Annotated in this window: 22 protein-coding genes; 11 read left to right on the forward strand and 11 right to left on the reverse strand. The window is 69.0% G+C overall.

Annotation, left to right across the window (positions count from 1 at the left end; translation table 11 throughout):
* The first annotated feature begins 5 nt into the window (after nt 1–5).
* A complete protein-coding gene (locus FHR38_RS13890; RefSeq protein WP_184535068.1) occupies nt 6–1,253 on the forward strand; it encodes an ATP-binding protein in 1,248 nt (415 codons plus the stop codon).
* 84 nt (nt 1,254–1,337) lie between these two features.
* Here FHR38_RS13890 and FHR38_RS13895 read toward each other — a convergent pair whose 3' ends face one another.
* The gene (locus tag FHR38_RS13895; RefSeq protein ID WP_184535069.1) at nt 1,338–1,877 is read right to left on the reverse strand and encodes a GNAT family N-acetyltransferase; all 540 of its coding nucleotides are present in this window, start codon (nt 1,875–1,877) and stop codon (nt 1,338–1,340) included.
* A gap of 125 nt (nt 1,878–2,002) precedes the next feature.
* Between FHR38_RS13895 and FHR38_RS13900 the strand changes: the two genes are divergently transcribed.
* Nucleotides 2,003–2,548 (forward strand): DoxX family membrane protein, encoded by a 546-nt coding sequence (locus FHR38_RS13900; protein ID WP_184535070.1) that lies wholly within the window; start codon nt 2,003–2,005, stop codon nt 2,546–2,548.
* Between the two features lie 347 nt (nt 2,549–2,895).
* Entirely contained in the window at nt 2,896–4,335 is a 1,440-nt protein-coding gene (locus FHR38_RS13905) for a glycosyltransferase 87 family protein (RefSeq protein ID WP_184535071.1), read from the forward strand.
* A 157-nt stretch (nt 4,336–4,492) separates the two neighbouring features.
* Here the strand turns inward: FHR38_RS13905 and FHR38_RS13910 are convergent, their stop codons facing one another.
* Genes FHR38_RS13910 through moaC form a run of 4 tightly spaced genes read right to left on the reverse strand, consistent with a single transcriptional unit; the run spans nt 4,493 to nt 7,183 of the window.
* Nucleotides 4,493–4,930, reverse strand: a complete 438-nt coding sequence (locus tag FHR38_RS13910; protein ID WP_184535072.1) for a molybdenum cofactor biosynthesis protein MoaE — start codon at nt 4,928–4,930, stop codon at nt 4,493–4,495.
* Nucleotides 4,927–6,171 carry a molybdopterin molybdotransferase MoeA gene (locus tag FHR38_RS13915; protein ID WP_184535073.1) on the reverse strand — a complete coding sequence of 415 codons (1,245 nt, stop codon included), beginning with the start codon at nt 6,169–6,171 and terminating at the stop codon, nt 4,927–4,929. The genes FHR38_RS13910 and FHR38_RS13915 overlap by 4 nt, the downstream gene beginning before the upstream one ends.
* Nucleotides 6,168–6,695: a MogA/MoaB family molybdenum cofactor biosynthesis protein gene (locus FHR38_RS13920; protein ID WP_184535074.1), complete on the reverse strand. Its 528-nt coding sequence runs from the start codon at nt 6,693–6,695 to the stop codon at nt 6,168–6,170. Before FHR38_RS13920 ends, FHR38_RS13915 begins: the two co-directional genes overlap by 4 nt.
* On the reverse strand, nt 6,692–7,183 hold the full coding sequence (moaC, locus tag FHR38_RS13925) for a cyclic pyranopterin monophosphate synthase MoaC (RefSeq protein ID WP_184535075.1): 492 nt from the start codon (nt 7,181–7,183) through the stop codon (nt 6,692–6,694). The genes FHR38_RS13920 and moaC overlap by 4 nt, the downstream gene beginning before the upstream one ends.
* Before the next feature lie 481 nt (nt 7,184–7,664).
* On the opposite strand from moaC, the gene FHR38_RS13930 reads away from it, so the two are divergent.
* The 6 genes from FHR38_RS13930 (at nt 7,665) to FHR38_RS13955 (ending at nt 13,621) form a co-directional block, all read left to right on the forward strand.
* Nucleotides 7,665–10,193, forward strand: coding sequence for a putative bifunctional diguanylate cyclase/phosphodiesterase (locus FHR38_RS13930; protein ID WP_376771401.1), 2,529 nt, complete (start codon nt 7,665–7,667; stop codon nt 10,191–10,193).
* Nucleotides 10,194–10,198: 5 nt separating this feature from the next.
* Nucleotides 10,199–11,599 carry a glycosyltransferase 87 family protein gene (locus tag FHR38_RS13935; RefSeq protein WP_184535076.1) on the forward strand — a complete coding sequence of 467 codons (1,401 nt, stop codon included), beginning with the start codon at nt 10,199–10,201 and terminating at the stop codon, nt 11,597–11,599.
* Nucleotides 11,596–12,069 (forward strand): fluoride efflux transporter CrcB, encoded by a 474-nt coding sequence (gene crcB, locus FHR38_RS13940; RefSeq protein WP_184535077.1) that lies wholly within the window; start codon nt 11,596–11,598, stop codon nt 12,067–12,069. The genes FHR38_RS13935 and crcB overlap by 4 nt, the downstream gene beginning before the upstream one ends.
* 31 nt (nt 12,070–12,100) lie before the next feature.
* Nucleotides 12,101–12,469, forward strand: coding sequence for a fluoride efflux transporter FluC (locus FHR38_RS13945; protein WP_184535078.1), 369 nt, complete (start codon nt 12,101–12,103; stop codon nt 12,467–12,469).
* A 101-nt stretch (nt 12,470–12,570) separates the two neighbouring features.
* Nucleotides 12,571–13,206, forward strand: coding sequence for a phosphoribosyltransferase (locus FHR38_RS13950; RefSeq protein ID WP_184535079.1), 636 nt, complete (start codon nt 12,571–12,573; stop codon nt 13,204–13,206).
* Between the two features lie 22 nt (nt 13,207–13,228).
* Complete coding sequence (locus tag FHR38_RS13955) at nt 13,229–13,621, forward strand: TFIIB-type zinc ribbon-containing protein (RefSeq protein WP_184535080.1); 393 nt, start codon at nt 13,229–13,231, stop codon at nt 13,619–13,621.
* Nucleotides 13,622–13,860: 239 nt separating this feature from the next.
* Here the strand turns inward: FHR38_RS13955 and dnaB are convergent, their stop codons facing one another.
* The 5 genes from dnaB to rpsF form a co-directional block, all read right to left on the reverse strand.
* Nucleotides 13,861–15,264 carry a replicative DNA helicase gene (dnaB, locus tag FHR38_RS13960; protein WP_376771478.1) on the reverse strand — a complete coding sequence of 468 codons (1,404 nt, stop codon included), beginning with the start codon at nt 15,262–15,264 and terminating at the stop codon, nt 13,861–13,863.
* 613 nt (nt 15,265–15,877) lie between these two features.
* Nucleotides 15,878–16,327 carry a 50S ribosomal protein L9 gene (rplI, locus tag FHR38_RS13965; protein ID WP_184535082.1) on the reverse strand — a complete coding sequence of 150 codons (450 nt, stop codon included), beginning with the start codon at nt 16,325–16,327 and terminating at the stop codon, nt 15,878–15,880.
* 14 nt (nt 16,328–16,341) lie between these two features.
* The gene (rpsR, locus tag FHR38_RS13970; protein ID WP_007073789.1) at nt 16,342–16,581 is read right to left on the reverse strand and encodes a 30S ribosomal protein S18; all 240 of its coding nucleotides are present in this window, start codon (nt 16,579–16,581) and stop codon (nt 16,342–16,344) included.
* A gap of 41 nt (nt 16,582–16,622) precedes the next feature.
* Nucleotides 16,623–17,144 (reverse strand): single-stranded DNA-binding protein, encoded by a 522-nt coding sequence (locus tag FHR38_RS13975; protein WP_184535083.1) that lies wholly within the window; start codon nt 17,142–17,144, stop codon nt 16,623–16,625.
* A gap of 113 nt (nt 17,145–17,257) precedes the next feature.
* Nucleotides 17,258–17,551: a 30S ribosomal protein S6 gene (rpsF, locus tag FHR38_RS13980; protein ID WP_184535084.1), complete on the reverse strand. Its 294-nt coding sequence runs from the start codon at nt 17,549–17,551 to the stop codon at nt 17,258–17,260.
* Between the two features lie 954 nt (nt 17,552–18,505).
* Here rpsF and FHR38_RS13985 point away from each other — a divergent pair.
* A complete protein-coding gene (locus tag FHR38_RS13985; protein WP_184535085.1) occupies nt 18,506–19,282 on the forward strand; it encodes a deoxyribonuclease IV in 777 nt (258 codons plus the stop codon).
* 11 nt (nt 19,283–19,293) lie between these two features.
* Complete coding sequence (locus tag FHR38_RS13990) at nt 19,294–21,516, forward strand: putative glycosyltransferase family protein (protein ID WP_184535086.1); 2,223 nt, start codon at nt 19,294–19,296, stop codon at nt 21,514–21,516.
* Between the two features lie 71 nt (nt 21,517–21,587).
* Here the strand turns inward: FHR38_RS13990 and FHR38_RS13995 are convergent, their stop codons facing one another.
* The gene (locus FHR38_RS13995; protein ID WP_184539652.1) at nt 21,588–23,108 is read right to left on the reverse strand and encodes a glycosyltransferase family 87 protein; all 1,521 of its coding nucleotides are present in this window, start codon (nt 23,106–23,108) and stop codon (nt 21,588–21,590) included.
* Nucleotides 23,109–23,170 lie beyond the last annotated feature (62 nt).

Here is a 23,170-nt window from a genome sequence, read left to right on the forward strand (position 1 = left end):
GATACGTGGATCCGGTCCGCAACCCGTACGCGCCCGGTGCCGGCCAGCGACCGCCTGAACTCGCCGGCCGGGGTCGCGAGCTGGAAGTCTTCGACATCGTCCTCGAACGCGTGGCCCGAGGGCGGCCCGAGCGCAGCCTGATGCTCACCGGCCTACGCGGGGTCGGCAAGACCGTCCTGCTGAACACGCTGCGCTCCCAGGCCATCGGCCGGCTCTGGGGCACCGGAAAGATCGAGGCCCGCCCGGACCAGTCGCTACGCCGCCCGGTCGCCGCCGCACTACACATGGCGGTACGCGAACTCGCCCCGCACCATCGTGCCCCCGATCGGATCGACGCCTTCCTCGGCGTACTAAAGGCCTTCGCGCTACGTGGCGAGCCGACCTCGGGCGGTCGGGGCGCGGCCCGCCCCCGACTGCGCGACCGCTGGCAACCCGGCATCGACGTGCCCGCCGCCACCGGTCGGGCCGACTCGGGGGACATCGAGATCGACCTGGTGGAGTTGCTGACCGACGCCGCCGACGTGGCCGCCGACGTGGGGACCGGTATCGCGGTCTTCATCGACGAGATGCAGGACCTCGGGGCGGAGGACGTCTCCGGGCTCTGCGCCGCCTGCCACGAGCTGTCCCAGCTCGGTGCCCCGCTGATCGTCGTCGGTGCCGGGCTGCCGCACCTGCCGGCCGTACTCTCGGCTGCCAAGTCGTACTCCGAGCGGCTCTTCCGCTACCAGCGCATCGACCGGCTGGACCGGCTCGCCGCCGACCGGGCGCTCTGCGCTCCCGCGGGCCGGGAGGACGTCGAGTACGAGCCGAAGGCGCTCGACCTGCTCTACGAGAAGTCCGGCGGCTATCCCTACTTCGTGCAGGCGTACGGCAAGGCCACCTGGGACCATGCACCCCGCTCCCCGGTCACCGCCGCCGACGTACGGGTGGCCGCGCCCGAGGCCGAGGCGGAGCTGGCGGTCGGCTTCTTCGGGTCACGGTTCGAGCGGGCCACTCCCGCCGAACGCGAGTACATGCGGGCGATGGCCACGCTATCCCCGGTTGCGGGCGAGGAGGAGACCGAGCACCGGGACGACATGGATGCGGCTGTACCGACCGCCGACATCGCCAGGTCGCTGGGGCGCAAGCCGGCCAGCCTGTCACCGGCCCGCGACGCTCTGATCAAGAAGGGGCTGATCTACTCGGGCGAACGGGGGACGGTGGCGTTCACCGTGCCGCATTTCGGCCGATACCTGCGCACCCAGCCGAGCTGACCGACCGGTGCCCGCCCAGGCTGACCGACCGGTGCCCGCCAGGGCCGACGCCAGCACCGCCCAGGCTGACCGACCGACGGGGGCTCAGACCTGGGCCCAGGCGTGCGGGAAGCTCACGTCCCCGCTGGGCGGTGGCTCGGCACCGCTGACCGCAGCCGGCAGGACCAGTGCCTGCCACGGGTCGCCCAACCCGGACCAGGGACTGGTCAGCGCGAACCGGGCGGCTGGCTCGAACCCGAACCGCCGATAGAAGGTCGGGTTGCCCAGCACGACGACCAGCCGCTCGCCCAACTCGGCTGCGGCATCGAGGACGGCCTGCACCACGGCTGTGCCGTAGCCGAGGCCCTGCCGGTCGGGGCGTACCGCCACCGGGCCGAGTGCCAGTGCCGGCAGGATCCCCGGGTCCACCCGGACCCGGCTCAGTAGTGCGTAGCCGACGATCTCGCCCCCCACCTCGGCCACCATCGACAGTTCGGGAATCCATGCCTCGCTGGCTCGTAACGCCTCCACCAAGCCCACCTCGGCCGGAACCGGTGCGTCCGGGCGGGCGAACGCCTCGGTCACCACCTGTCGTACCGCCGTGATGTCGGCCGGCCCCTCGGGTCGCAGCCGCACAGTAGTCACGCTTGGCGACGCTACCGGTGCGGCACCGCTTTCGGGGGGGCGAATTGCCGGAGTCAGCAAAGGATGGCCGATCAGTCCAGCGGTTGGCGGGGTGATCAATGGGCCGGCAGGGTATGAAGTTATCCATGAGACCCCTACGTAGCGCCGCGCGGGTACTGCTGAGTGGGATCTTCGTGGTCAGCGGAGTCCGGGCTGTCGCGAACCCGGAGCCCTTCGTGAGTCGCGCCCGACAGGTCACCGACCGGGTAGCCCCGCTGCTGGCGAAGACGAGCCCCCGCATCCCGACCGACCCTCAGACGCTGGTCCGGGTCAACGGTGTCGTACAGGTCGTCGGTGGCCTGCTGTTCGCGACCGGCCGGTTGTCCCGGCCAGCCGCCGCCGCGCTGGCCGGCACCCTCGTACCCACCACATTGGCTGGGCATTCCTTCTGGGCCATGGAGAACCCGGCGGACCGGGCCAACCATCAGATCCACTTCATGAAGAACCTCGGCCTACTCGGCGGTCTTCTGCTCGCCGCCGCCGACACACAGGGACGACCCGGACTGCGGTGGCGGGCCAGCCACGCCGTTCAGGATGGACGACGTTCGGTGCGCCGGACACTGCGCAGCGCACGTCGCGACGCCCGGATCGCCATGTTGTCGGCGGCGACCGCGCGCCGGCTCCCGGGCTGAGCGTCCAAGCCGCAGTACCCGGGCTGAGCGTCCAAGCCGCAGTACCCGGGCTGAGCGTCCAAGCCCGCAGCCGTCGGGCTGAGCGTCCAAGCCGCAGCCGTCGGCGCACCATAGGATGACGGCGGGTAGTTGAACATGTCGATACTGTCCAAAAGACGACGGGAGTCGGTGAGAGGGAGCGAATCACCTGAAGCACCCGCCCCGCGTTAACGCGGTAGAAATGTCGCGAACTCATGTGGGATCGGACACGGTCGCATAACGCGGGAGGCGAAGAGGTGATGCGCCGTTCTAGGCTCCTTGGTGGACCTGGACGGGAACCACAACATCGGTACGGGGGTGGCCACGCCATGCCGGCGACCGTCGAAAGACGGCTGGGCCGCCTCGCCCCAGTCCGCCGCGTCGCTCGTGGAATCGATCGTCGGGCAATCGTACGGATCGGCATCGTCGCCGGAGCCTTCTACGTCGCGTGGCTCGCCATCGGCGCATTCGGCCGCCCGTACAACTTCTTCGACATGAAGATCTATCACGGCGCGGTGGTGTGGTGGGCGGGCGGTAACGAGCTCTACGACTTCGTCGCGCCGAAAACAACCCTGGGCTTCACCTATCCGCCCTTCGCCGGGCTGGTCATGCTGCCGATGGCGAAGCTTCCCGTCGCCGTCGCGGGGTGGATCAACATCCTGGCCAGCATCGCGGTGCTGGCGGTCATCCTGGCCGCGCTGCTCCGCCCGCTCGCGCACCGCCGAGGCTGGCCCCTCTGGTTCACCGTGGGGCTCGCGGTACCGGCCGCCATCGCGATCGAGCCGGTCCGGGAGACCCTCGGCTACGGGCAGGTCAACCTGCTGCTCTTCGCGCTCGTCATGGCCGACCTGGTCGCCCTGCGGTGGCGGGCCCGGCGCGGGCCCCGGGTTCGCCCCACCGACGGCCCACTGCGGCGGTTGTGGTTCAGCGGCGCCTGGGCCGGTGTAGGTATCGGTCTTGCCACCTCGATCAAACTCACCCCCGGGTTGTTCATTCTCTACCTGGTGCTCACCCGGCAGTGGCGGGCCGTGTGGACGGCGCTCGGCACCCTGGTCGGGGTCACGGTGGCGGCCTTCGCCGTCGCCGGTCCCGAGTCGTCGCGCTACTTCACCTCGGTCCTCTGGAACACCGAGCGGGTCGGCGCGGCGGACATGACCCCCAACCAGTCGCTGGCGGGGCTACTCGCCCGGCTCTACGACTCGATCGAGACCCCCGGACTGCTCTGGCTGGCGTTCTCGGTGCTGATGCTCGCGGTCGGACTGTCCCGCGCATCCAGTGCGCACTCCGACGGTGACGAGCTGACCGCGTTCACGCTGGTCGGCCTCACCGCCAACGTGATCAGCCCGATCTCCTGGTCGCATCACCTCGTGTTCGTGATTCCGGCGATCGTCGTACTCGCCGACGCGGCGGTGCGTCGTCGCGAGGCGAGTCGGGGGCCGAGCCTGCGGGTCGGGCCCAACGCCCATCCGGCTCCGCCCGGGGTCGCACTACGGCCACCGATCTGGTTCCCGACGCTGACCGGGCTCCGGCACGGCGTTGCCGCCCTCGGGCTCTACCTGCTCTTCCTGATCTCGCCGATCTGGCCGTACGAGCACCAACTTCCCGAGGTGTCGCACTACCAGGACGGGCTCTTCGGAGCCCTGATGGAGAACTCCCTGGCGATCGCGTTGATCGCGTTGGTGGCCGCGCTGCCGTGGCGGCCGGGGGCCGAACCGGTGTTCTATCCCGAACACCTGCGGGCCGCCCAGCGGAGCCTGGCCAACCGCTGAACAGGGGCTGGCCGACCCCACCGAACAAGTGCTACCACGCCGCACCGAGCGGGCGTCGGCCCAGCCACGCGAGAGTGCTACCACGCGCACCGAGCAGATGCCGGCCCAGCCACGGAAGTCTGCTGCGGTCGCACCGAGCGGGCGTCGCCCCCGGGGGTCAGGGGCAGTTCACCCACTCCTCGGTGCCGTCGGCGAAGACCTGGTGTTTCCACACCGGCAGGCGTGACTTGACCTCGTCGACCAGCCGGGCACACGCCGCGAAGGCGGCGGCCCGGTGGGCTGTACTCACCGAGGCGACCAGGGCCGACTCCCCGATCTCCAGCGGACCGAGCCGGTGGGAGACCGCGACGGCGTACACCGCCGGGTCGGCGGCGATCTCCGCCGCCACCTCCCGAAGCACGTCGGTGGCGCTGGGATGACCCTCGTACTCCAGGCGGGTCACCACCCGCCCGTGGTCGTGGTCGCGGACCACGCCCTGGAAGGAGACCACCGCCCCGGCCCGGGGGTCGGCGACCGCGGCCTCGTGCGCGGCGAGGTCGAGTGGTTCGTCGGTGACCGCCACGTGCGCCGTACGTCCGGTGGTCGACGTGCTCATGGTCGCTCTCCAAAGATCAACGGCAACGGTACGACGGCGACCCGCTCGCCGGGTTCGCCCTGCCGGCCCGGCGGGATGACGGCGAAGCCGTCGGCCTGGGCCAGTCCCCGCAGCATGGCCGAGCCGACATGCTGGACCGGATGGGCGGTGCCGCGCGTCGAGTCGATCCGGACCAGTGCCAGGTGGGTGTAGTTGCCCCGGCCTCGGATCGGTTCGGCCAGGACCGCTTGGGGCAGCGTCGGCAACGGCCGACCCTGTAGGCCGGCCAGCAGGGGGGCGACCAGGGAGACCAGCGCCACGATCGCGGACTGCGGGTTGCCGGGCAGTCCGGCGACGAACCGGGGACGACCGTCGGTCCCGACGACCCGGGCCACCATCATCGGGAACCCGGGACGGACGGCGACAGTGTTCACCACGTACTCCGCACCCACCTCGGCCAGCGCGGGATGCAGATGGTCGACCGGGCCGTGCATCGTGCCCCCGGTGGTGCAGACCAGGTCGGCACGGTCGAGGGCGGCGCGCAACGCGGCCACGTGTGCCGGCAAGGTGTCCGCCACCGGGCCGGTCACGTCGGCCGGGTCGACGGTGCAGCCGTAGCGACGCAGCCAGGCTGGTACGGCCGGGCCGAGCGCGTCCCGTACCCGCCCGGCACCGGGTCGACCGCTGGTGAGCAGCTCGTCACCGAAGACGAGCAGCGCCGCCCGGGGGGCCCGTCGTACGGGCAGTGAGTCGTAACCGCAGGAGGCGGCCAGCCCGATCAGGCCGGGGTCCACCGGCACTCCGGCCGGGAGCAGTTGCTCACCCGCCCGAGCCTCCTCGCCCGGTGCCCGCCATTCGGGGGCGGGACGCAGGGCGCCGGTGACCCTGCCGTCCTCGGTACGGGTCGACTCCTCCACCCGCAGTACGCCGTCGGCACCGACCGGCACCATCGCCCCGGTCGCGATCTCCACCGTCGTACCGTCCTCGGTCAGCGGTGTCGGCACGCTGCCGGCCAGCGCCTGGCCGACGATCCGCCACGGCGGGGCACCGTGTACGGCCCAGCCATCCACGCTGGAGGTCGGGAACGCGGGTAGGTCGGTCAGGGTGGTCAGCGGTTCGGCGAGGGTCTGTCCGTCGGCCTCGGCCAACGGGACGGCGACGGCTGGCGGCGCGGCGGCCAGTCCGGCCGCGTGCACCCGAGCGCGGGCCTGCGGCCAGTCGACGGGCTGGGCGGCGGCGGCCACCGGATCGGCAGCACTCATCGGGCTGACCCTTCGTCGGCGTCGGAGTCGGAGTAGACCTCGGTGTCGGTCCGGGGATGGTCGCCACCGCGCAGCTGGTCCACGGTGTGGGCGAGGATCGGGCCGAGTACGGCGAGCCCGTCCCGCGCTCCGCCGGTCGAACCGGGCAGGTTGACCACCAGCATCCGACCGGCCGCACCGGCCAGGCCCCGGGACAGCACCGAGGCCGGCACCTTGGCCCGGCTGTGCGCCCGGATCGCCTCGGCGATGCCGGGGATCTCCCGGTCGATGATGGTCCGGGTGACCTCGGGGGTACGGTCGGTCGGGCTCACGCCGGTGCCCCCGCTGGTGACCACCACGTCCATTCCGTCTGCGAGCGCCTGGCGCAGCGCCTGCCCGACCGGCTCGCCGTCCGGCACCACCACCGGGTCGTCGGCGTCGCAGCCCAGTTCCCGCAGCCCGGTGACGAGCAGCGGGCCGCTGGTGTCGGTGTAGACCCCGGCGGCTGCCCGGTTGGAGGCGACCACGACCCGGGCGCGGATCATGACCGGTCCTGGGGTCGGGTCCAGTCGCCGGTCTTGCCGCCCTCTTTGCGCAACACCCGTACGCCCTCGATGGAGGCGGCCGGGTCCACTGCCTTGACCATGTCGATCAGGGCGAGTCCGGCGGTGGCCACCGCGGTCAGCGCCTCCATCTCGACCCCGGTCCGGTCAGCGGTCCGGACCGTTGCGGTGATCTCCACGGTGGTGTCGGTCAGGGTCAGGTCGACGGTGACGCCGTGTAGGGCGATCGGGTGGCAGAGTGGGATCAGGTCGGGGGTTCGTTTGGCGCCCATGATGCCGGCGAGCCGGCCCACCGCGAGCGCGTCCCCCTTGGGCAGGCCGTCTCGGCGGAGCAGCTCGACGACCTCGGCGGTGGTGTGCAGCCGACCGGCGGCGACCGCCCGGCGGCCGGTCACTGCCTTTTCCGACACGTCCACCATCCGGGCCGCCCCGGCGGAGTCGACGTGCGTCAGGTTTTGGGGAACCGTCACCAGATGAGCCTATCGGGGCGGGATGCGGGCCTGCTCGGGCCCGGGATGATCGGGAACGACGCCGCTACCTGCGACTCGGCTCCTTGGCTGCTATACAAACCCTCCGGTTGGGCCCACCCTTGGTGGCACCGGTGTGACGAGCCACCTACCGGGAATGTGAATAAATACCTCTTTCGCCGCCCGACCCACTGCGCTCAGCTTCCATATGCGGACACAACGTAGCAAGATAGCGCGAGATTAGCGGAATAAGCATATAGCGACATTTAACAGTGCAAATTTGCTAGCCGACCGACTAGGGTTCCCTTCATCGCCAACAACGGCCCCAGCGATTTAGCTTCGGCCAGGAAAACGACGGAAGGGTGAATACGATGCGCGCACACGAGTGGTACTGAGTAGAGGTGTCATTAACCTGCATCGGGTCGTACGCTACAGAACCACCTAACGCCAGTCGGTTCGGACGAACGGCGACCAGAGGACAGGTGTGACCGAAACCCAGCGACGCGACATTGGGACCGATCGGCGGCTGATGCTGCTTGTCGGTCTCGTCGCCGTTTCTGCGGCGGCGGCAGTGGGCCTGAGTGTCCACGTCATCCTGACCGACGGAGGACCATCCTTCGATGATCTTTACACCGCGGCCAAACTGACATTCCTGGTGGCGGTTGGCTCCACGGCGAGGGTCGGCATTCGGATCCGCTCGACCCGGCACGGCATCTCCTGGACCGAGGTCGCCTACATCATCGGACTGGCGATCGCCCCGACGCCCTGGGTCGTCCTCTGCACCGGGCTCGGTGTGGGCATCGCCCGAGCGATCCTTCGCCCCGCACCGCTCAAGATCACCTTCGCCATCGCGAAGGACACGCTGGTAGCGGGTGCAGCCGGTCTCGTCCTGATGGCACTCGGCCCGAACTGGTCCACCAACGACCCGATCCGGCACCTGATCGGCCCGATCGCCGTCGCCTACCTCGTCGCGGTGGTGCTCGACGAGGTGCTCACCCTACCGGTCATCGCCCTCGCCACCCGGGTCCGACTCGGCAGCCTCTTCCGCACCGACTGGGACCTCCGCGCGGCGAGCGTGGTCGCCCGATTCCTCATCATCATCTGCACCCTGCTCATTCTGCGGGTCGACACCAATCTCCTACTGGTCGTGCCGCCCATGGTGTTGAGTCTTCACCTCGCCTACTCCAGCCGGGTCCGTAGTCGTTCCGAACAGGCCGCCTGGCAACGCCTGGCCTCCGCGACCGACGCCCTCAACGCCGTGGACCTCCACGCCGTTCTGACCACCGCTATCAGCAACGCGACAGAATTGTTTTCGGTCGATGAGGTAGAGATCGAGTTGAGTGCCGGCGAATCCCGGCGAATCGTGCGAGGAAAATCAACCGGCATAACCTTCGACGGGCTCGCCGACGACGCCCCGCCCGCTTCCGAGGACTTCATCCCGGTACGCCTCGAAGGCCATGACGACGGCCCCGACGTCGGCACATTACGCCTACGATTCCGCGGGCCGGTAAAACTGTCCGAACGTGAGCAGTACACCCTCCAGACGTTCGCCGCCGCGCTCTGCACCGCGATCCGGAACGCCTCGGCCTACGCCGAACTGGTCCGAGTCGCCGACGCCAACGCCCACGCCGCTACCCACGACGCCCTCACCGGCCTGGCCAACCGGCGACACCTCGTCGAGTGCGGTACGCGACACCTCAACCTGGACCACGCCGAAGGAGTCACCGCCCTCCTTCTGATCGACCTCGACCATTTCAAGGAAGTGAACGACACCCTCGGCCACTCCGCCGGGGACCGGGTGTTGACCCAGGTCGCCGACCGGCTCCGCGCCGCCGCCCAAGCCGACGATCTGGTGGTCCGGCTCGGGGGTGACGAATTCGCCATCCTGTTCCGCGGGTTACCGGCCCCGGCGGTGGCGACACACCGGGCCGAAGCCATCCTCGCCACGCTGCACACGCCGATCGACATCGACGGAATGCGGCTCAGCATCGAGGCCAGCGGTGGGCTCGCCGTCGCCCCGAGCACCGGCGGCATGACCGAGTTGCTCCGTCGCGCCGACGTCGCGATGTACCAGGCCAAACGGGCTGCACAGCGGATCGCCACCTACGTACCGGCCCGGGACACCGCCGACATCACTCGACTCGCCCTCGGTGGTGACCTGCCCCGGGCCATGGCCGACCACGAGTTCACGGTCAACTTCCAGCCGATCGTCGACCTCAACACCGGCAGGGTACTGGCCGCCGAGGCACTGACCCGCTGGCAGCATCCCACCCACGGACTCATCGACCCGCTCCAGTTCCTGGAGACGGTGGAACGGTCCGGACTGCTGCCGATGTTCGCCGACGCCGTACTCGACCAGTCCCTGATCGCCGTCAAGAGCTGGCGGGAAGCCGGCTTCGACCTGTCGGTGGCGGTGAACGTCTCCCCCCGCAGCCTGCTCGATGCCCGCTTCCCCAGCTCGGTGCTGACCCGACTCCAAGCCCATGAACTGGCCCCGGACCACCTCATCCTGGAACTGACCGAGACGCTGACCATCAGCCAACTGGAGGTGGTCGACCAGGTACTCGGGCAGCTACGCGGCGCGGGAATACGCCTCGCGCTCGACGACTTCGGCACGGGCTACTCGTCGCTGTCGGTGCTCTCCCGGATCCCCGTACACGAATTGAAGATCGACAAAGCCTTCGTGATGGCGATGGAGACCTCCACCGAGGCCACCGCGGTGATCCGCTCCACCGTCGATCTTGGTCGTAGCCTGGACCTGGTAGTCGTCGCCGAAGGGGTGGAGAGCGAACCCCAGCGCCGAGCCCTGTGGGATCTCGGCTGCTCCGTCGGACAGGGTCATCTCTTCGCCCGGCCGATGGCCAACAACCAACTGCTGGCCGCCCTACGCCGGGGCACCGGCGGTCGCCCCGGCACCCTCGCACCACCGCTACACGAGGAGGGCGAGGTGATTCGGCTCCCCCCTGGCCGACGGGCGAGCGGCCGAGGCCGTACCGACCGTCTGCCACACTAGCCTGCGTGAAAGCCGCAGATCCGTCCCACAGTCCCCGCCGGTTCTGGTCGAGCCTGAACCAGGCAGGTGACGGACTGGCCGGAGACCTGGCCCTCTATGCGCTCTCCACCATCTTCGCCGCGATCACCGCGATGACCTCCACCCTGCTCCCACACCGGGCCTGGGGAGCGGTGGCTACGGCCGGATACCTCTTCGCCACGGTCGTGGTCCTCGGCCAACTGGTCGCCCGCCGCAAGTCCGGGAACTCGCCACTGGCCAGCACCACAGGCCGGGCGGTGCTGACCGTGGTCACCTGGGTGAGCACCGCCCTGCTGCCGATGGTGTGGCAGAGCGTGCAACGCGCGGGCGGACGTACCGACCGGGCGCAGGAAGAGGTGGTCGTCATCGAGCAGTCCGGCAGCCGACTGCTCGAACACGGCACCCCGTTCCTCGGGCGGGACGCAATCGCCGCCCTGCCGCCAGCCGAGCAGCTGCTCGGCTACACGCCGTACCAACCCGGGATGGCCATCTTCGGCCTGCCCCGGGCGGTGGCCGGCACCGCCTGGTGGACCGACGCCCGGATCTGGTTCGCCCTGATGACGGCCGGTGCCCTGATCCTCGCCGTGGTGGCGCTGCGACGACGCACCGGGACAGTCGCGCGAAACAACGCCGCACTCCAAGCGGCCGCCGGCCGGGACGCCATGATCGGGAACGCCATGATCGGGAACGCCGCCGGCCGGGACGCTGCACTCGTCCGGGCGATCCAACTCGCCACCGTCCTGCCGGTCTGTGCCCTCACCCTCGCCACCGGCGGCGACGACATCCCCGTACTCGCCCTGTGCCTGCTCGCGCTCGCCCTCTGCGCCGTACACCGGGAAGGTGCCGCCGGCCTGGCCGTCGGCCTCGCGGCTGCGCTCAAGCTCTTCGCCTGGCCGGTGGTGCTCGTCCTGCTGGTGTTCGCCCTGACCCGAGGCTGGCGCACAGTCGCCCGGTTCGCAGCCGGAGCGGTCGGCCTGCCGATCCTCGCCCTGGTCCCCGCCCAACTGGTCGACTCGGCGGCGCTGGTCGAGAACGTGCTGCGCTTCCCGCTCGGTGACGGACTGGTCACCAGCCCAGCCGCGTCCCCGTTCCCCGGCTACCTGATCGCCGCCGCGCTGCCCGCCGGCCGGCTGATCGCCGCCGGGCTGCTCGTCGCGGCCGGGCTGGCGATCGCCGTCCGGCTCGCCCTCCGTCCGCCCCGCACCGCCGCGACGGTCGCCCTGATCTGCGGGTACGGCCTACTGGCCGCGATCCTGCTGATGCCCTCCACCCGGTTCGGCTACCTGCTGTACCCGGTCGCCTTCCTGGCCTGGGCATCCGCACTCCGGCACACGTCCCCCAGCCCGGCGACCGAGCCCGCCGAGCCGCTCGTCACCACCCCCGCATGAGCCCTGCCGGCCGACCCGCCCACCCCGCCGGTCGGCTGGAACAGGGCGTACTAGCCGCTGTGGCGGTCGGTGGCGCCCTCGGCTCGGCCGCCCGCTACGGACTGGCGGTGCTCTGGCCGAACCCTGGTGGCCTTCCGTGGGCCACGCTCACCACCAACCTGCTCGGCTGTGCCCTACTCGGGGCACTGATGCAGGCGGTCACGAAACGGGTCACGGCACACCGGCTACTACGGCCGTTCCTCGGCACCGGTGTCCTCGGCGGCTTCACGACCTTCTCCACGTACGCCGTCGAGACCCGGCAACTGCTCGCCTCCGGCCGACCGGGGCTGGCGCTGGCGTACGCGCTGGGCACCCTGGTCGGCGCGCTGTTCGCCGTACGTCTCGGGATGTGGCTGTCGGGAAGGGTCCCGGCCAGGGCAAGAAGCGACAGGAAGGGTCCCTTCCCCACCCGGCCCCGGCGGGGAGAATGATCGTGACCAGGCACGCGAGCGGTGACCACCGGTGAGCCTGCTGCTGGTGCTGATCGGTGGGTCCCTCGGCGCGACCCTCCGGTTCCTGGTCGACCGCTGGGTCACCGTGTGGATCGGTTCGGCACTCCCCTGGGGGACACTCGTCGTCAACGCCTCCGGCTCACTGCTGCTGGGGTTGCTCGCCGGCGCGGGCAGTGCCCTGCCGGGCTGGCTGGGTCACCTGCTCGGTACGGGTCTCTGCGGGGCACTGACCACCTACTCGACGTTCAGCCACGAGACGGTCCGACTGGCCGACGGCAGCCCGGGGGGTCGGGTCAGGGCCCTGCTGAACGTCGTCGCCACGCTGACCATCGGATTGGGTGCCGCCGCGCTGGGCTGGTCGATAACCCGGCCGGGCTGAATCCGTACCCGGGTTTCTGTCTTTGCCTGGGTTTCTGTCTTTGCCTAGGTTTCTGCGCCGACTGTCGGGCAGGCCCGGCCATCGAGGCGTAAACCTTAGGCATGGCCACGATCTACCGGGACCGAGCGGACGCGGGAGCCGCGCTCGCCGAACGGCTCACCGCGCTCGTCGGTCGATCCGACGTCATCGTGCTCGCCCTGGTCCGGGGCGGCGTGGAGGTGGCGGCTGTGGTGGCGGAACGGATCGGTGCGCCACTGGACATCCTGGTAGTCCGCAAACTCGGCGTGCCCTGGGCCCCCGAGGTCGCCTTCGGGGCAATCGGACCGGGCGGCGTGCAGGTGCTCACCGACGGACCGGCCGGACGACTGGACCAGGAAGAAATCGACAAGGTCGTCCAGCGGGAGAAAGCCGAACTGGCTCGCCGGGAAGGGCTCTATCGCGCCGGTCGGAGACCGCTCAACCTGGACGGTCACACCGCCGTCATCGTCGACGACGGACTCGCCACCGGGGCTACCGCCCGCGCCGCCGTGGCGGTGACCCGGCAACTGGGAGCACAGCGTGTCGTCCTCGCCGTGCCGGTCGGTTCCGAAGAGGCGTACGAACTGCTGGTCGCATCAGCCGACGAGGTGGTCTGCCTGCAACGACCGCCGGACTTCGGCGCGGTCGGGCTGTACTACGAAGACTTTCATGAGGTTTCGGACGCGGAAGTGCAGGCGACGCTGGCGGCAGAAGGGTGACGAGAGCCGGTACCTTCGAGGAATGCAACTGACCTGTCCCAAGTGTCATGGCGGCATGCGCCAGTACGAGCGCAGTGGCGTCACCATCGACCAGTGCGGCGAGTGCCGCGGCATCTTCCTCGACCGGGGCGAGCTTGAGAAGCTCTTCGACGCCGAGGCCCAGTGGAACCGTCAGCAGGGCGGCGCCCCGCAAACGCCCGGTGTCCCGCCCGCGCCCGGTGGTGCGTACCCGCCGCCCCCGCCGCCCCCGGCGCACCAGCCGGGTTACCCCGCTGCGCCGGGGCACGTCCCGCCGCCACCACCACCGGCGCACGGCTACCCGCCGGCACCCGTCTACGGTGGCCAGCACCACGGCTACCACGGGCACTACCGGCACAAGCGGCACAAGGGCTTCCTCGGCGAACTCTTCGACTGATCTGCTCCACCCGGTCGTCGTGATCGGTTAGCTCGTCGTGATCGTTCGGTCCTCGTGATCGGGGACCGGGCCGCGCATGTCGACAGCGACATCGTGCGGCCATTCCCTGGTCACGGGGACCGTCTGCGTCTGCGTCTGCGTCTGCCAGTGGATGATCATGATTCTGTGTGGACAATCGCGCGCGGGACGCGGGACGCGGGACGCGGGACGCGGGACGGACGATCGGACAGATCGTCGGGTCAGACGATCGCCATGTCGACAAAGCGGGACAGGTGCAGCTGCGCAGCCACCGTCACCGTGTCGGTGGGGCCGTTTCGATGCTTGGCGACGATGAAGTCGGCCTCACCGGCCCGCGGTGACTCCTTGTCATAGTAGTCATCTCGGTGCAAAAGGATGACCACGTCAGCATCCTGTTCAATTGACCCAGATTCCCGCAAATCGGACAACTGGGGCCGCTTGTCGGTACGTTGCTCCGGGCCACGGTTGAGCTGGCTCACCGCGATGACCGGGCACTCGACCTCCTTGGCCAGCAGCTTCAGGCCACGGGACAGTTCGGCTACCTCCTGCTGACGACTCTCGGTACGCTTCGGCGAACTCATCAGCTGGAGATAGTCGACAACGATCATCTTCAGGTCGTGCCGCTGCTTGAGCCGTCGCGCCTTGGCCCGGATCTCCATCAGGTTCATGTTCGGGGTGTCGTCCACGAAGAGCGGTGCCTCACTGATCTCCCCCATGCATCGGGCCAGCTTGGTCCAGTCGTCGTCGGAGAGCTGCCCGCTGCGTAGCACGTGCAGCGGCACCCGCGCCTCGGCTGAGAGCAGCCGCATGACGATCTCGACCTTGCTCATTTCCAGGGAGAAGATGGCACTGGCATTATTTGCCCGAATTGCAGCATTGCGGGCGAAATCCATAGAAGCGGTCGATTTACCCAGGCCGGGTCTACCCGCGACGATGATCAACTGTCCGGGGTGCAGTCCGTTGAGCAGCCGGTCCAAGTCGCTGAAACCGGTCGGCACCCCGGTCATCACCCCGCCCTGGGCACCCACCGCCTCGATCTCGTCAAGGGTCGGCTGGAGCATGTCGGCGAGCACCGCGAAGTCCTCGCTCACCCGCCGTTCGGTGACCTCGTAGACCGCCTGCTGGGCCAGGTCCACGACGTCGTCCACGTCGCGGCCCCCACCGGCCGCCGAGCCGTAGCCGAGCTGCACGATCCGGGTGCCCGCCTCCACCAACCGGCGCAGCACAGCCCGTTCGCCGACGATGCGGGCGTAGTAGGAGGCGTTGGCCGCAGTCGGCACGCTGGCGATCAGCGTGTGCAGGTAGGGCGCACCGCCGACCCGTCCCAGGTCTCCCGAGTCGGCGAGAGCGGCGGCGACGGTGATCGCGTCTGCCGGCTCGCCCCGGCCGTACAGGTCGAGGATCGCGTCGAAGACGGTCGCGTGGATGGGCCGGTAGAAGTCGTTGGACTTCAGGATCTCCACAACGTCGGCAATGGCGTCCTTGGAGAGGAGCATGCCGCCGAGCACACACTGCTCCGCAGCGATGTCCTGCGGCGGCGTCTTGTCGAACTGGGTGTCCCGCTGAGCTGGTACGCCCTGCTGTGGAGCGGCAGATCGAAGATCTGCCCGTACGTCGTCGCTGATCGACACCGGTCCCCCTCCGCAGCCTCAGCTGTCTCCTGCGATACCACCGGAGTACGACTCGTTCGTTCGACCTGGTCCGGACAACTCGACCGGGGGATATCGCTTACTCCGGGCCGAAGGTCGAGCGGTAACCATACGAAAGAGCAGGTCAGCACCTCAACCGCAGCGGTGGACGAGCCTTGGGACAACCTGTGGACAGTGGGCGGGTTGATGTGTGGAAACCTGTGCACAGCCTGTGGACAACTATTGGGGAAGCCTGGGGAAACGCACCCTGACCTGCCCTTCCTCAACTCACAGGCTGTGGATAAAGAAAACCTTGGGGATAACCTGCCGCTGGCTGAACAACGTCCGATCATCGTCGACGAATCTGCCGGTACGGCCCATTGCCATGTGTCATCCCGAAAGTCTCGCTGGCCAACCCGCCAGCCACCGAGTTACCACTTGCCGTCTTGTCGAGCCCGCCGCCGTTGCCGCCTTGCCAGACGACGCCGTTGCCGAACCGGGGTACGACGAACGGGGGTACGACGAACGGGGTGCCACACCCAGTGGTGTGACACCCCGTTCGTTGGGTCTACCGACAGCCTGTGACCGTCGGATGCTCAGCCTTACCCGATTACTTGGCCGCTACCACGTTCAGGTCGAACTTGGCGGTGACCTCCGGGTGGAGCTTGATGCGTACCGGGTAGGTGCCGACCGACTTCACGGTGTTGGTCAGCTCCAGCCGACGCCGGTCGAGAGCGGGACCGCCAGCGGCCTTGACCGCTTCCACGATCTCGGTCGGAGTGACCGAACCGAACAGGCGGCCACCCTCGCCGGCCCGAGCCCGCAGGCTGACCTTGAGGCCCTCAAGCTGACCCTTGACCTCGTTGGCGTGGCCGAGGTCGCGAATCTCGCGCGCCGAGCGGGCCCGCTTGATAACCGTGACCTGCTTCTCCGCACCCTTGGTCCAGGCGATGGCGAAGCCCTGCGGAAGCAGGTAGTTACGGCCGTAGCCGTCCTTCACCTCGATGACGTCGCCCGGGGCACCGAGGCCGGACACCTCCTGAGTCAGGATGATCTTCATATCGGTGCCTCCTCTCAGCGGGCCGTGGCGGTGTACGGCAGGAGCGCCATCTCGCGGGCGTTCTTGACCGCACGCGCGATCTGACGCTGCTGCTGCGAGGTAACGCCGGTCACCCGCCGAGCGCGGATCTTGCCGCGGTCGGAGATGAACTTGCGCAGCAGCGCGGTGTCCTTGTAGTCGATGTAGGTGATCCCGTCCTTGTCGAGCGGGTTCACCTTCTTCTTCGGCTTGCGCAGTGCCGCAGCCTTTGCCATTGCTCTTGCTCCTGGTTTGCGATCGCGGGCGCTCGGCGCCATCAGAACGGAGGCTCGTCGTCGAAGTTCCCGCCGCCGCCCGAACCAGAGCGCGAGGAGGATGAAGCCGGGGCCGCCGTGGCCCAGGGGTCGTCGAAGTTGCCTCCGCCGCCCTGGTTACCGCCACCACCACCGGAGGAGCCGAAGCCGCCGCCGGAACGCGACATCTTCTGCACCTTCGCCGTGGCGTACCGCAGCGACGGGCCGATCTCGTCGACCTCCAGCTCGATGACGGTACGCTTCTCGCCCTCGCGGGTCTCGTACGACCGCTGACGCAGCCGACCCGAGATGATCACGCGGGCGCCCCGCTGTAGCGACTCGGCGACGTGCTCAGCCGCCTGACGCCACACGGTGCACGAAAGGAACAGCGGCTCGCCGTCCTTCCACTCGCCGGAGGCCTTGTCCAAGGTCCGGGGCGTCGAGGCGACTCGGAACTTGGCGACTGCGGCGCCGGACGGGGTGAACCGCAACTCGGGGTCATCGGTCAGATTGCCGATGACCGTGATGGTGGTTTCTCCTGCCATGACCAACTCCTCGCGCGCTCATCAGTCTCTGTCGTCAGGCTGCCAGAGCAGTACGACAGAGTTGACGAGGCTGATCCGGGCGTGCCGGGAACGGGGACGTGCCGGGGATGCGGTCAGCGCATCTCCGGCCGGATGACCTTGGTGCGCAGCACCGACTCGTTGAGTCGCAGCTGACGGTCCAGCTCAGCCACCGCCTCAGGCGTCGCCTGCAGGTCGATGACGGCGTAGATGCCCTCGGCCTTCTTGTTGATCTCGTACGAGAGGCGCCGGCGGCCCCACACGTCGAGCTTCTCCACCGAACCACCCGAGCTGCGGATCACGTTGTTGAGGTACGTGTCGAGCGACGGGGCGACGGTGCGCTCCTCGAGGCTGGAATCGAGGATGACCATGATCTCGTAATGACGCAAGACGTGCTCACCTCCTATGGGCTAGCGGCCACGGTCCTTCCGTGGCAGGAGGTCGTGCGTCGTGGCCCGCGTGGTCGGTGGGCGGATCCCACGGTCACACGGACAACCCGGCAAGGATACCCGGAGCAAGTCAACCTGACTTGGCCGGTCCCGCCTCGCTGAGCTGACACCCAGCTGGGACGTTGGGAAGGCCCCTTCCTATCGCGTTCCGCGTAGGAAGGGGCCTTTCTCGCAGCAGAGCCGCGGGGCGCCTCGTCCGCATTCTTTGGGTGGGACCTGGGGAGGAACGACCACACCGATGAGGTTGGACGGGAGGCGCCCCGCGGAGCCTATCCTGTTGTCATCTTACGCAACAAGAGTCCGTGTTGTGCCCTAATCAGCAAAAGAGGCTTTCACCCGGTTTGCCACTTCACTTCGCCTGCTACTTGGGGTGGTGCCCTTCGCCGCGCCGGGCCGCACGGCGAAGGGCACCCGCAGAACGCGGACAAGGTCAACGCGTCCCGCATCGACAGGTCCACCGGTACGGGATATCCCTGTCCTGGTCACCATCGACGTGGCAGTCCCACCCGCCGGCGTCACGGAGCTGTCGCAAAGGTCGACGGCAGCCACCGGAAGGCGATGTTGTCGAGTCAGCGACCGCACGGCTTCTCCAAGTTCGACAGGAAGGTCAACCGTCAGGGTCCGAGAGCCGTTAGGCCCCTTGGACCTCCATCTGGTCCAACGAGTCGCGAACAGTCCGGTGACGCGCCCGCCGATCGCACCCGGGCTCGGACCAGAGCCGGACCCGGATCCGGACCCGGACGGGACCAGAGCCGGCCCAGACGGGACCAGAGCCGGACCCGGACCAGACCTGGGTTGGACCAGAACCGGACCAGAGTCGACCCCCCGGGGGGTCGGTTGCCTCGCCCGCCCGCATACCCCGCCTGGTCGGTAGCGCGACGTAGGCTCGCCCTCATGCGTATCGGAGCCCACGTCGACCCGACCGACCCGCTGGACGCGGCAGCCACCCGAGAGGCGGAAACGGTCCAGTTCTTCCTGGCCGATCCGCAGGGCTGGAAGGCTCCGGAGCCGCGTACGGACGCCGACCGACTGCGCGCCGCCGACATCGACGTCTATGTCCATGCCCCGTACGTCGTCAACGTGGCAACGCTGAACAACCGGATCCGGATCCCCAGCCGCAAGCTGCTGCTCAGCCACGCTACGGCCGCCGCGACGGTGGGCGCCAAGGGGCTGATCGTCCATGGCGGCCATGTGAGCAAGGGCGACGACATCGCGGTCGGCTTCGACAACTGGCGGAAGACCTTCGCCTACGCCGCCGAGCAGGGCGGGTTCGCCACCCCGGTGCTGATAGAGAACACAGCGGGCGGCGACTACGCCTGCGCCCGCCGGTTGGACGCGCTGGCCCGGCTCTGGGACGCGGTGGGCGAGTACGACGTCGGTTTCTGCCTCGACACCTGCCATGCCCACGCGGGTGGGGAGGACCTGCTCGACATCGTCGACCGGATCAAGGCGATCACCGGGCGGATCGACCTGATTCACGCGAACGACTCCAAGGACGGTTTCGGCTCTGGACGGGATCGACACGACAACTTCGGACACGGAATGATCGATCCTGAGCTTTTGGTCGCAGTGGTCCGAGCCGCAGACGCACCGGTGGTCGTCGAGACGCCGGGCGGAGCCGCCGGGCAGACCGCGGACATCGCATTCCTACGCGACCGCGTGGGCGGATAGGAACGGACGTCATGACCACCGATCAGTCGAACGTCACAGGCTCCCCCGCCACGGCGAAGCCCGGCGAGGCCACGAGCGGTGGGCCCAACGGATCTGCTGAAAGAGGCGAACCCATCGGCAAGAACAACGCCGGTGGAGAAGGCCAACCTGACGGCAGCAACAAGCCCGCCGAGAAGAACGAACCCGCTGGCAAGAACAACACCGCCGGGGAAGGCGAATCCGCTGGAGACGGCGAAGCCGCCAGCAGCAGCGAACCCGTCGGGGAGAAGGGCAAGGCCAAGCCGAAGACGGCCGACGACAAGACCGAGGTCGACGGAACCGCTCCCGACCTCACGAAGAAGGACGACGACGAGAGCAACGGCAAGAAGGACGACGACAAGAAGAGCAACGGTAAGAAGGACGGCGACGAGAAGACCAGCGGCGAGAAGAAGGACGGCGACGCGGCCGAGCCGGGCGCGGCCGACCCATGGTCCGCCTTCGCCCCGGCTCCCGAGCCGGTGGTGGGACGGATTCGGCGAGGCGTACGGGCGGTCGGTCGGGTCCTGATCCACGAATGGACCCTGGCCAGCCTGGCAAGTGTGGCGCTGGCTGTCCTGATGACCTGGCCGACGCTGCGCTATCCGCTGCACACGATTCCGCAGGACGTCATGGACCCGACCCTTCAGGCCTGGCAGATGGCCTGGTCCGGGCACATCCTGAAGACGGATCCGCTACAACTGTGGCACTCCAACACGTTCTTTCCCGAGCAGTGGAGCTTCGCCTTCTCCGACACCCTCCTCGGCTACGCGCCCGCCGGCATGATCGGTGAGGGTCCGGTCGCTGCCATCCTCCGCTACAACATCATCTTCGTACTGGCCCACGCGTTGGCGGTCCTCGGGGCGTACGCGTTGGTGCGCCAACTCGGTTCGGGCCGGATCGGCGCGGCGGTGGCCGGGGTGGCCTACGCGTACGCCCCGTGGCTGCTGGCCCAGGCCGGACACCTGCACGTCATCTCCCACGGTGGCATCCCGTTGGCGCTGGCCATGCTGGCCCGGGGACACGGCTACTCGCTCCGCCACGGCTACCGGCCGGAACGCCGGCACGCCGGCTGGGCGTTCGCCGGCTGGCTGGTGGCGGCCTGGCAGATCAGCCTCGGTTTCGGCATCGGCCTGCCCTTCGCGTACGCCCTGGCGGTGATCGCGCTGGTCGCGCTGGTGACCTGGATCATCCAGCGGTGGATGCGGAAGGTCCAGCGACCGTTCGGCTTCAAGCTGTTGTTCGCCGACGCGGTCGGCGGCCTGGTCTTCGCGGCCACCGGTGCCCTGCTGGCGATCCCGTACTTCACCGTCGCCGAGGCTCACCCCGGTGCGGAGCGCACCCTCAACCAGGCAGAGCAGTACTCCATCCCGCCGACCGGCTTCCTCACCGCACCGCCGGAGTCCCTCATCTGGGGTGACCTGCACGAGCAGGCACGTGCCGCGCTGCCCGGCCTGCCGGAGACGACGGTGCTGCCCGGCTACGTGCTGTACGCGCTCGCCCTCGGTGGCCTGTTCTTCTCGATCTGGACGGTACGTCAGCGACTCTTCCTGCTCGCCGGAGCGCTGGCCACCGGCATCCTGGCGATGGGTCCACGCTTCTTCGGCGGCACCTACACCTTCAACCTGCTCTTCGAGTACCTACCCGGCTGGAACGGAATCCGTACCCCCGGTCGGCTGATGATCTGGACGACCCTGCTGCTCGGCATCCTGGCCGCTGGCGCGGTCAGTGCGCTGGCGGCCAGGGCCTACGCGGTGGCCGCCGAACGGATCCCGCCCTGGCCCGGTCCGTGGCTGCGGCTGGTCACCCTGCTTCCGCTGGTGCTGGTGCTGGCAGAGGGGCTCAACGTCACGCCGCACCCGGTCGTGCCGGCCCAGCCGGAGGCGATGCGTACCGCCCAGGGGCCGATCCTGGTGCTGCCCAGCAACCAGAACGTCGACCAGAACGTCATGCTCTGGTCGACCACCCGTTTTCAGAACGTGGTCAACGGGGGAAGCGGATTCACGCCCCAGCGGTTGGACGAGATTCGGCAGATCACCGCGAGTTTCCCCGACCCGGCCAGCATCGGCCACCTACGGAACCTCGGCGTCCGGACGGTCATCATGATGCGCGAGCAGGTGGCGGGCACGCCGTGGCAGACCACCATCGACCTGCCGGTCGATCACCTCGGCATCCAGCGCGAGGACGTCGGCGAGACGGTGGTATTCCGGCTGTCGTAGCCCACTCGGGTCACGAATTCCCGTGGACCAATCGAGCCGGCCGGCGCTCAACCGCGCCGGCCGGCTCTTGGTCATCGAGCGGGTGCGGCCAGATCCGGTGGCTGGGACGCCGCAGTGTGGGGCTTCCCGTTCCGTCGCCACCACCAGACCCAGGGCGCGTCCGGCGCGCCGTCGAGGACACCGCCGTCCGGGTCGTCGGGGTAGGTGGCCCGGACCGCGTCCCGCTCGGGGTGGAGAACGTCGCGTACCACCAGCCAGCAGAGTGCGGCCACGGTGATCAACCGGAGGGTGGCGGCGAGTACGAAGACCCCTTCGGGAATGACCGGCTTGCCGGAGGCACCGAGCAGTTCGCCGTAGAAGGCGAGGAAGTAGCCGACCTCGGCGAACTGCCAGGCGAGGAAGGCCCCCCAACGCGGCCGGGCCAGCACCGCGAGGGGCAACAGCCAGAGTACGAACTGCTGCGACCACACCTTGCTGAAGATCAGGAACGCGGCGACGACCAGGAAGGCGAGTTGGGCCAGCCGGGGACGACGCGGTGCACGTATCGCCAGGAGCGCGACGGCGAGGCAGGCCAGGCCGAAGAGGAAGTACGACAGGTAGTTGAGCGTCGGGATGTTGTTGCTCAGCCACTGGAACGGTCCCTGGTCACCGGGGATGCCCGAGTTCCACTTGCCGTCCAGGTATCGCCCGATGTACCAGAGGGTGCCCCAGTCGATCGCCCGTTCGGTGTTGAGGTCGAAGAACCTTCCCCAGTTCTCCCGGTACGGCAGTGCGATCGGCAGGTTGACCACCACCACGGACACGGCGGCGGCGCCGATCGCCACCAGGGCCTGTTTGGCCCGGTTGGCGCGGAGGGCGAGCACGAGCAGTGGACCGAGGAGGAAGATCGGCCACAGTTTCGCCGCTCCGGCGAGGCCGAGCAGGATGCCCGCCGCGGTGGGTCGGCTCTTCGCCCAGGCGTAGAGCCCGAACGCGGCCAGTCCGATGGCGAGCAGGTCCCAGTTGACGGTCGCGGTGACCAGCAACGCCGGGGATAGGGCGAACATCGCGGCGTCCCAGGGTCGTCGGCGGCGCAGCGAGAGGATGACCGCGACGGTGGCCACCGCGAGCACACTGAGCACCAACGCGTTCAGGTTGTAGAACCACATGCCCTGGTTGATTTCGGGGTTCGACTCGCCGAGGCTGTGCACCGGTAGTCCCAGCGCCCCCATGAAGTAGCCGGTCACCACCGGGTATTCCACTGGGTGGTCCCGGTAGGGCACCTTGCCCTCGTTGAGCCCTTCGGCGTAGTAGAGGGCGAGTACGTCGGTGTAGCAGAACCGGGTGTACTGGATGTTGTTCTGCCAGGCGCCGTCCTGACAGGGCGACTTCTGCACCCAGTGCAGGGCAAGGGTCAGGCAGACCAGGGCCAGCACGATCCGGGCAGCGGTCCAGAACCGGCCTTCGCGGCCGGTCGGGCTGTCGATGCCGACGGCGTGCGAACCGAGCGGTCCACCGATCGCCTGGGAGAGTCCCCGGACGAACCCGTCCGACCGGGACGGATGGTCCGGCTGCTCAGGTTCGTCGATACCGGCCGTCGACTGCGCGCTCATGCACAGGCATCCTGCCGTACCGGGCGGGGTTTCGTCCGGCCGGCTCAGGCTGTGTCGGCCCG

This window comes from Micromonospora polyrhachis (assembly GCF_014203835.1).
Lineage (GTDB): Bacteria > Actinomycetota > Actinomycetes > Mycobacteriales > Micromonosporaceae > Micromonospora_H > Micromonospora_H polyrhachis.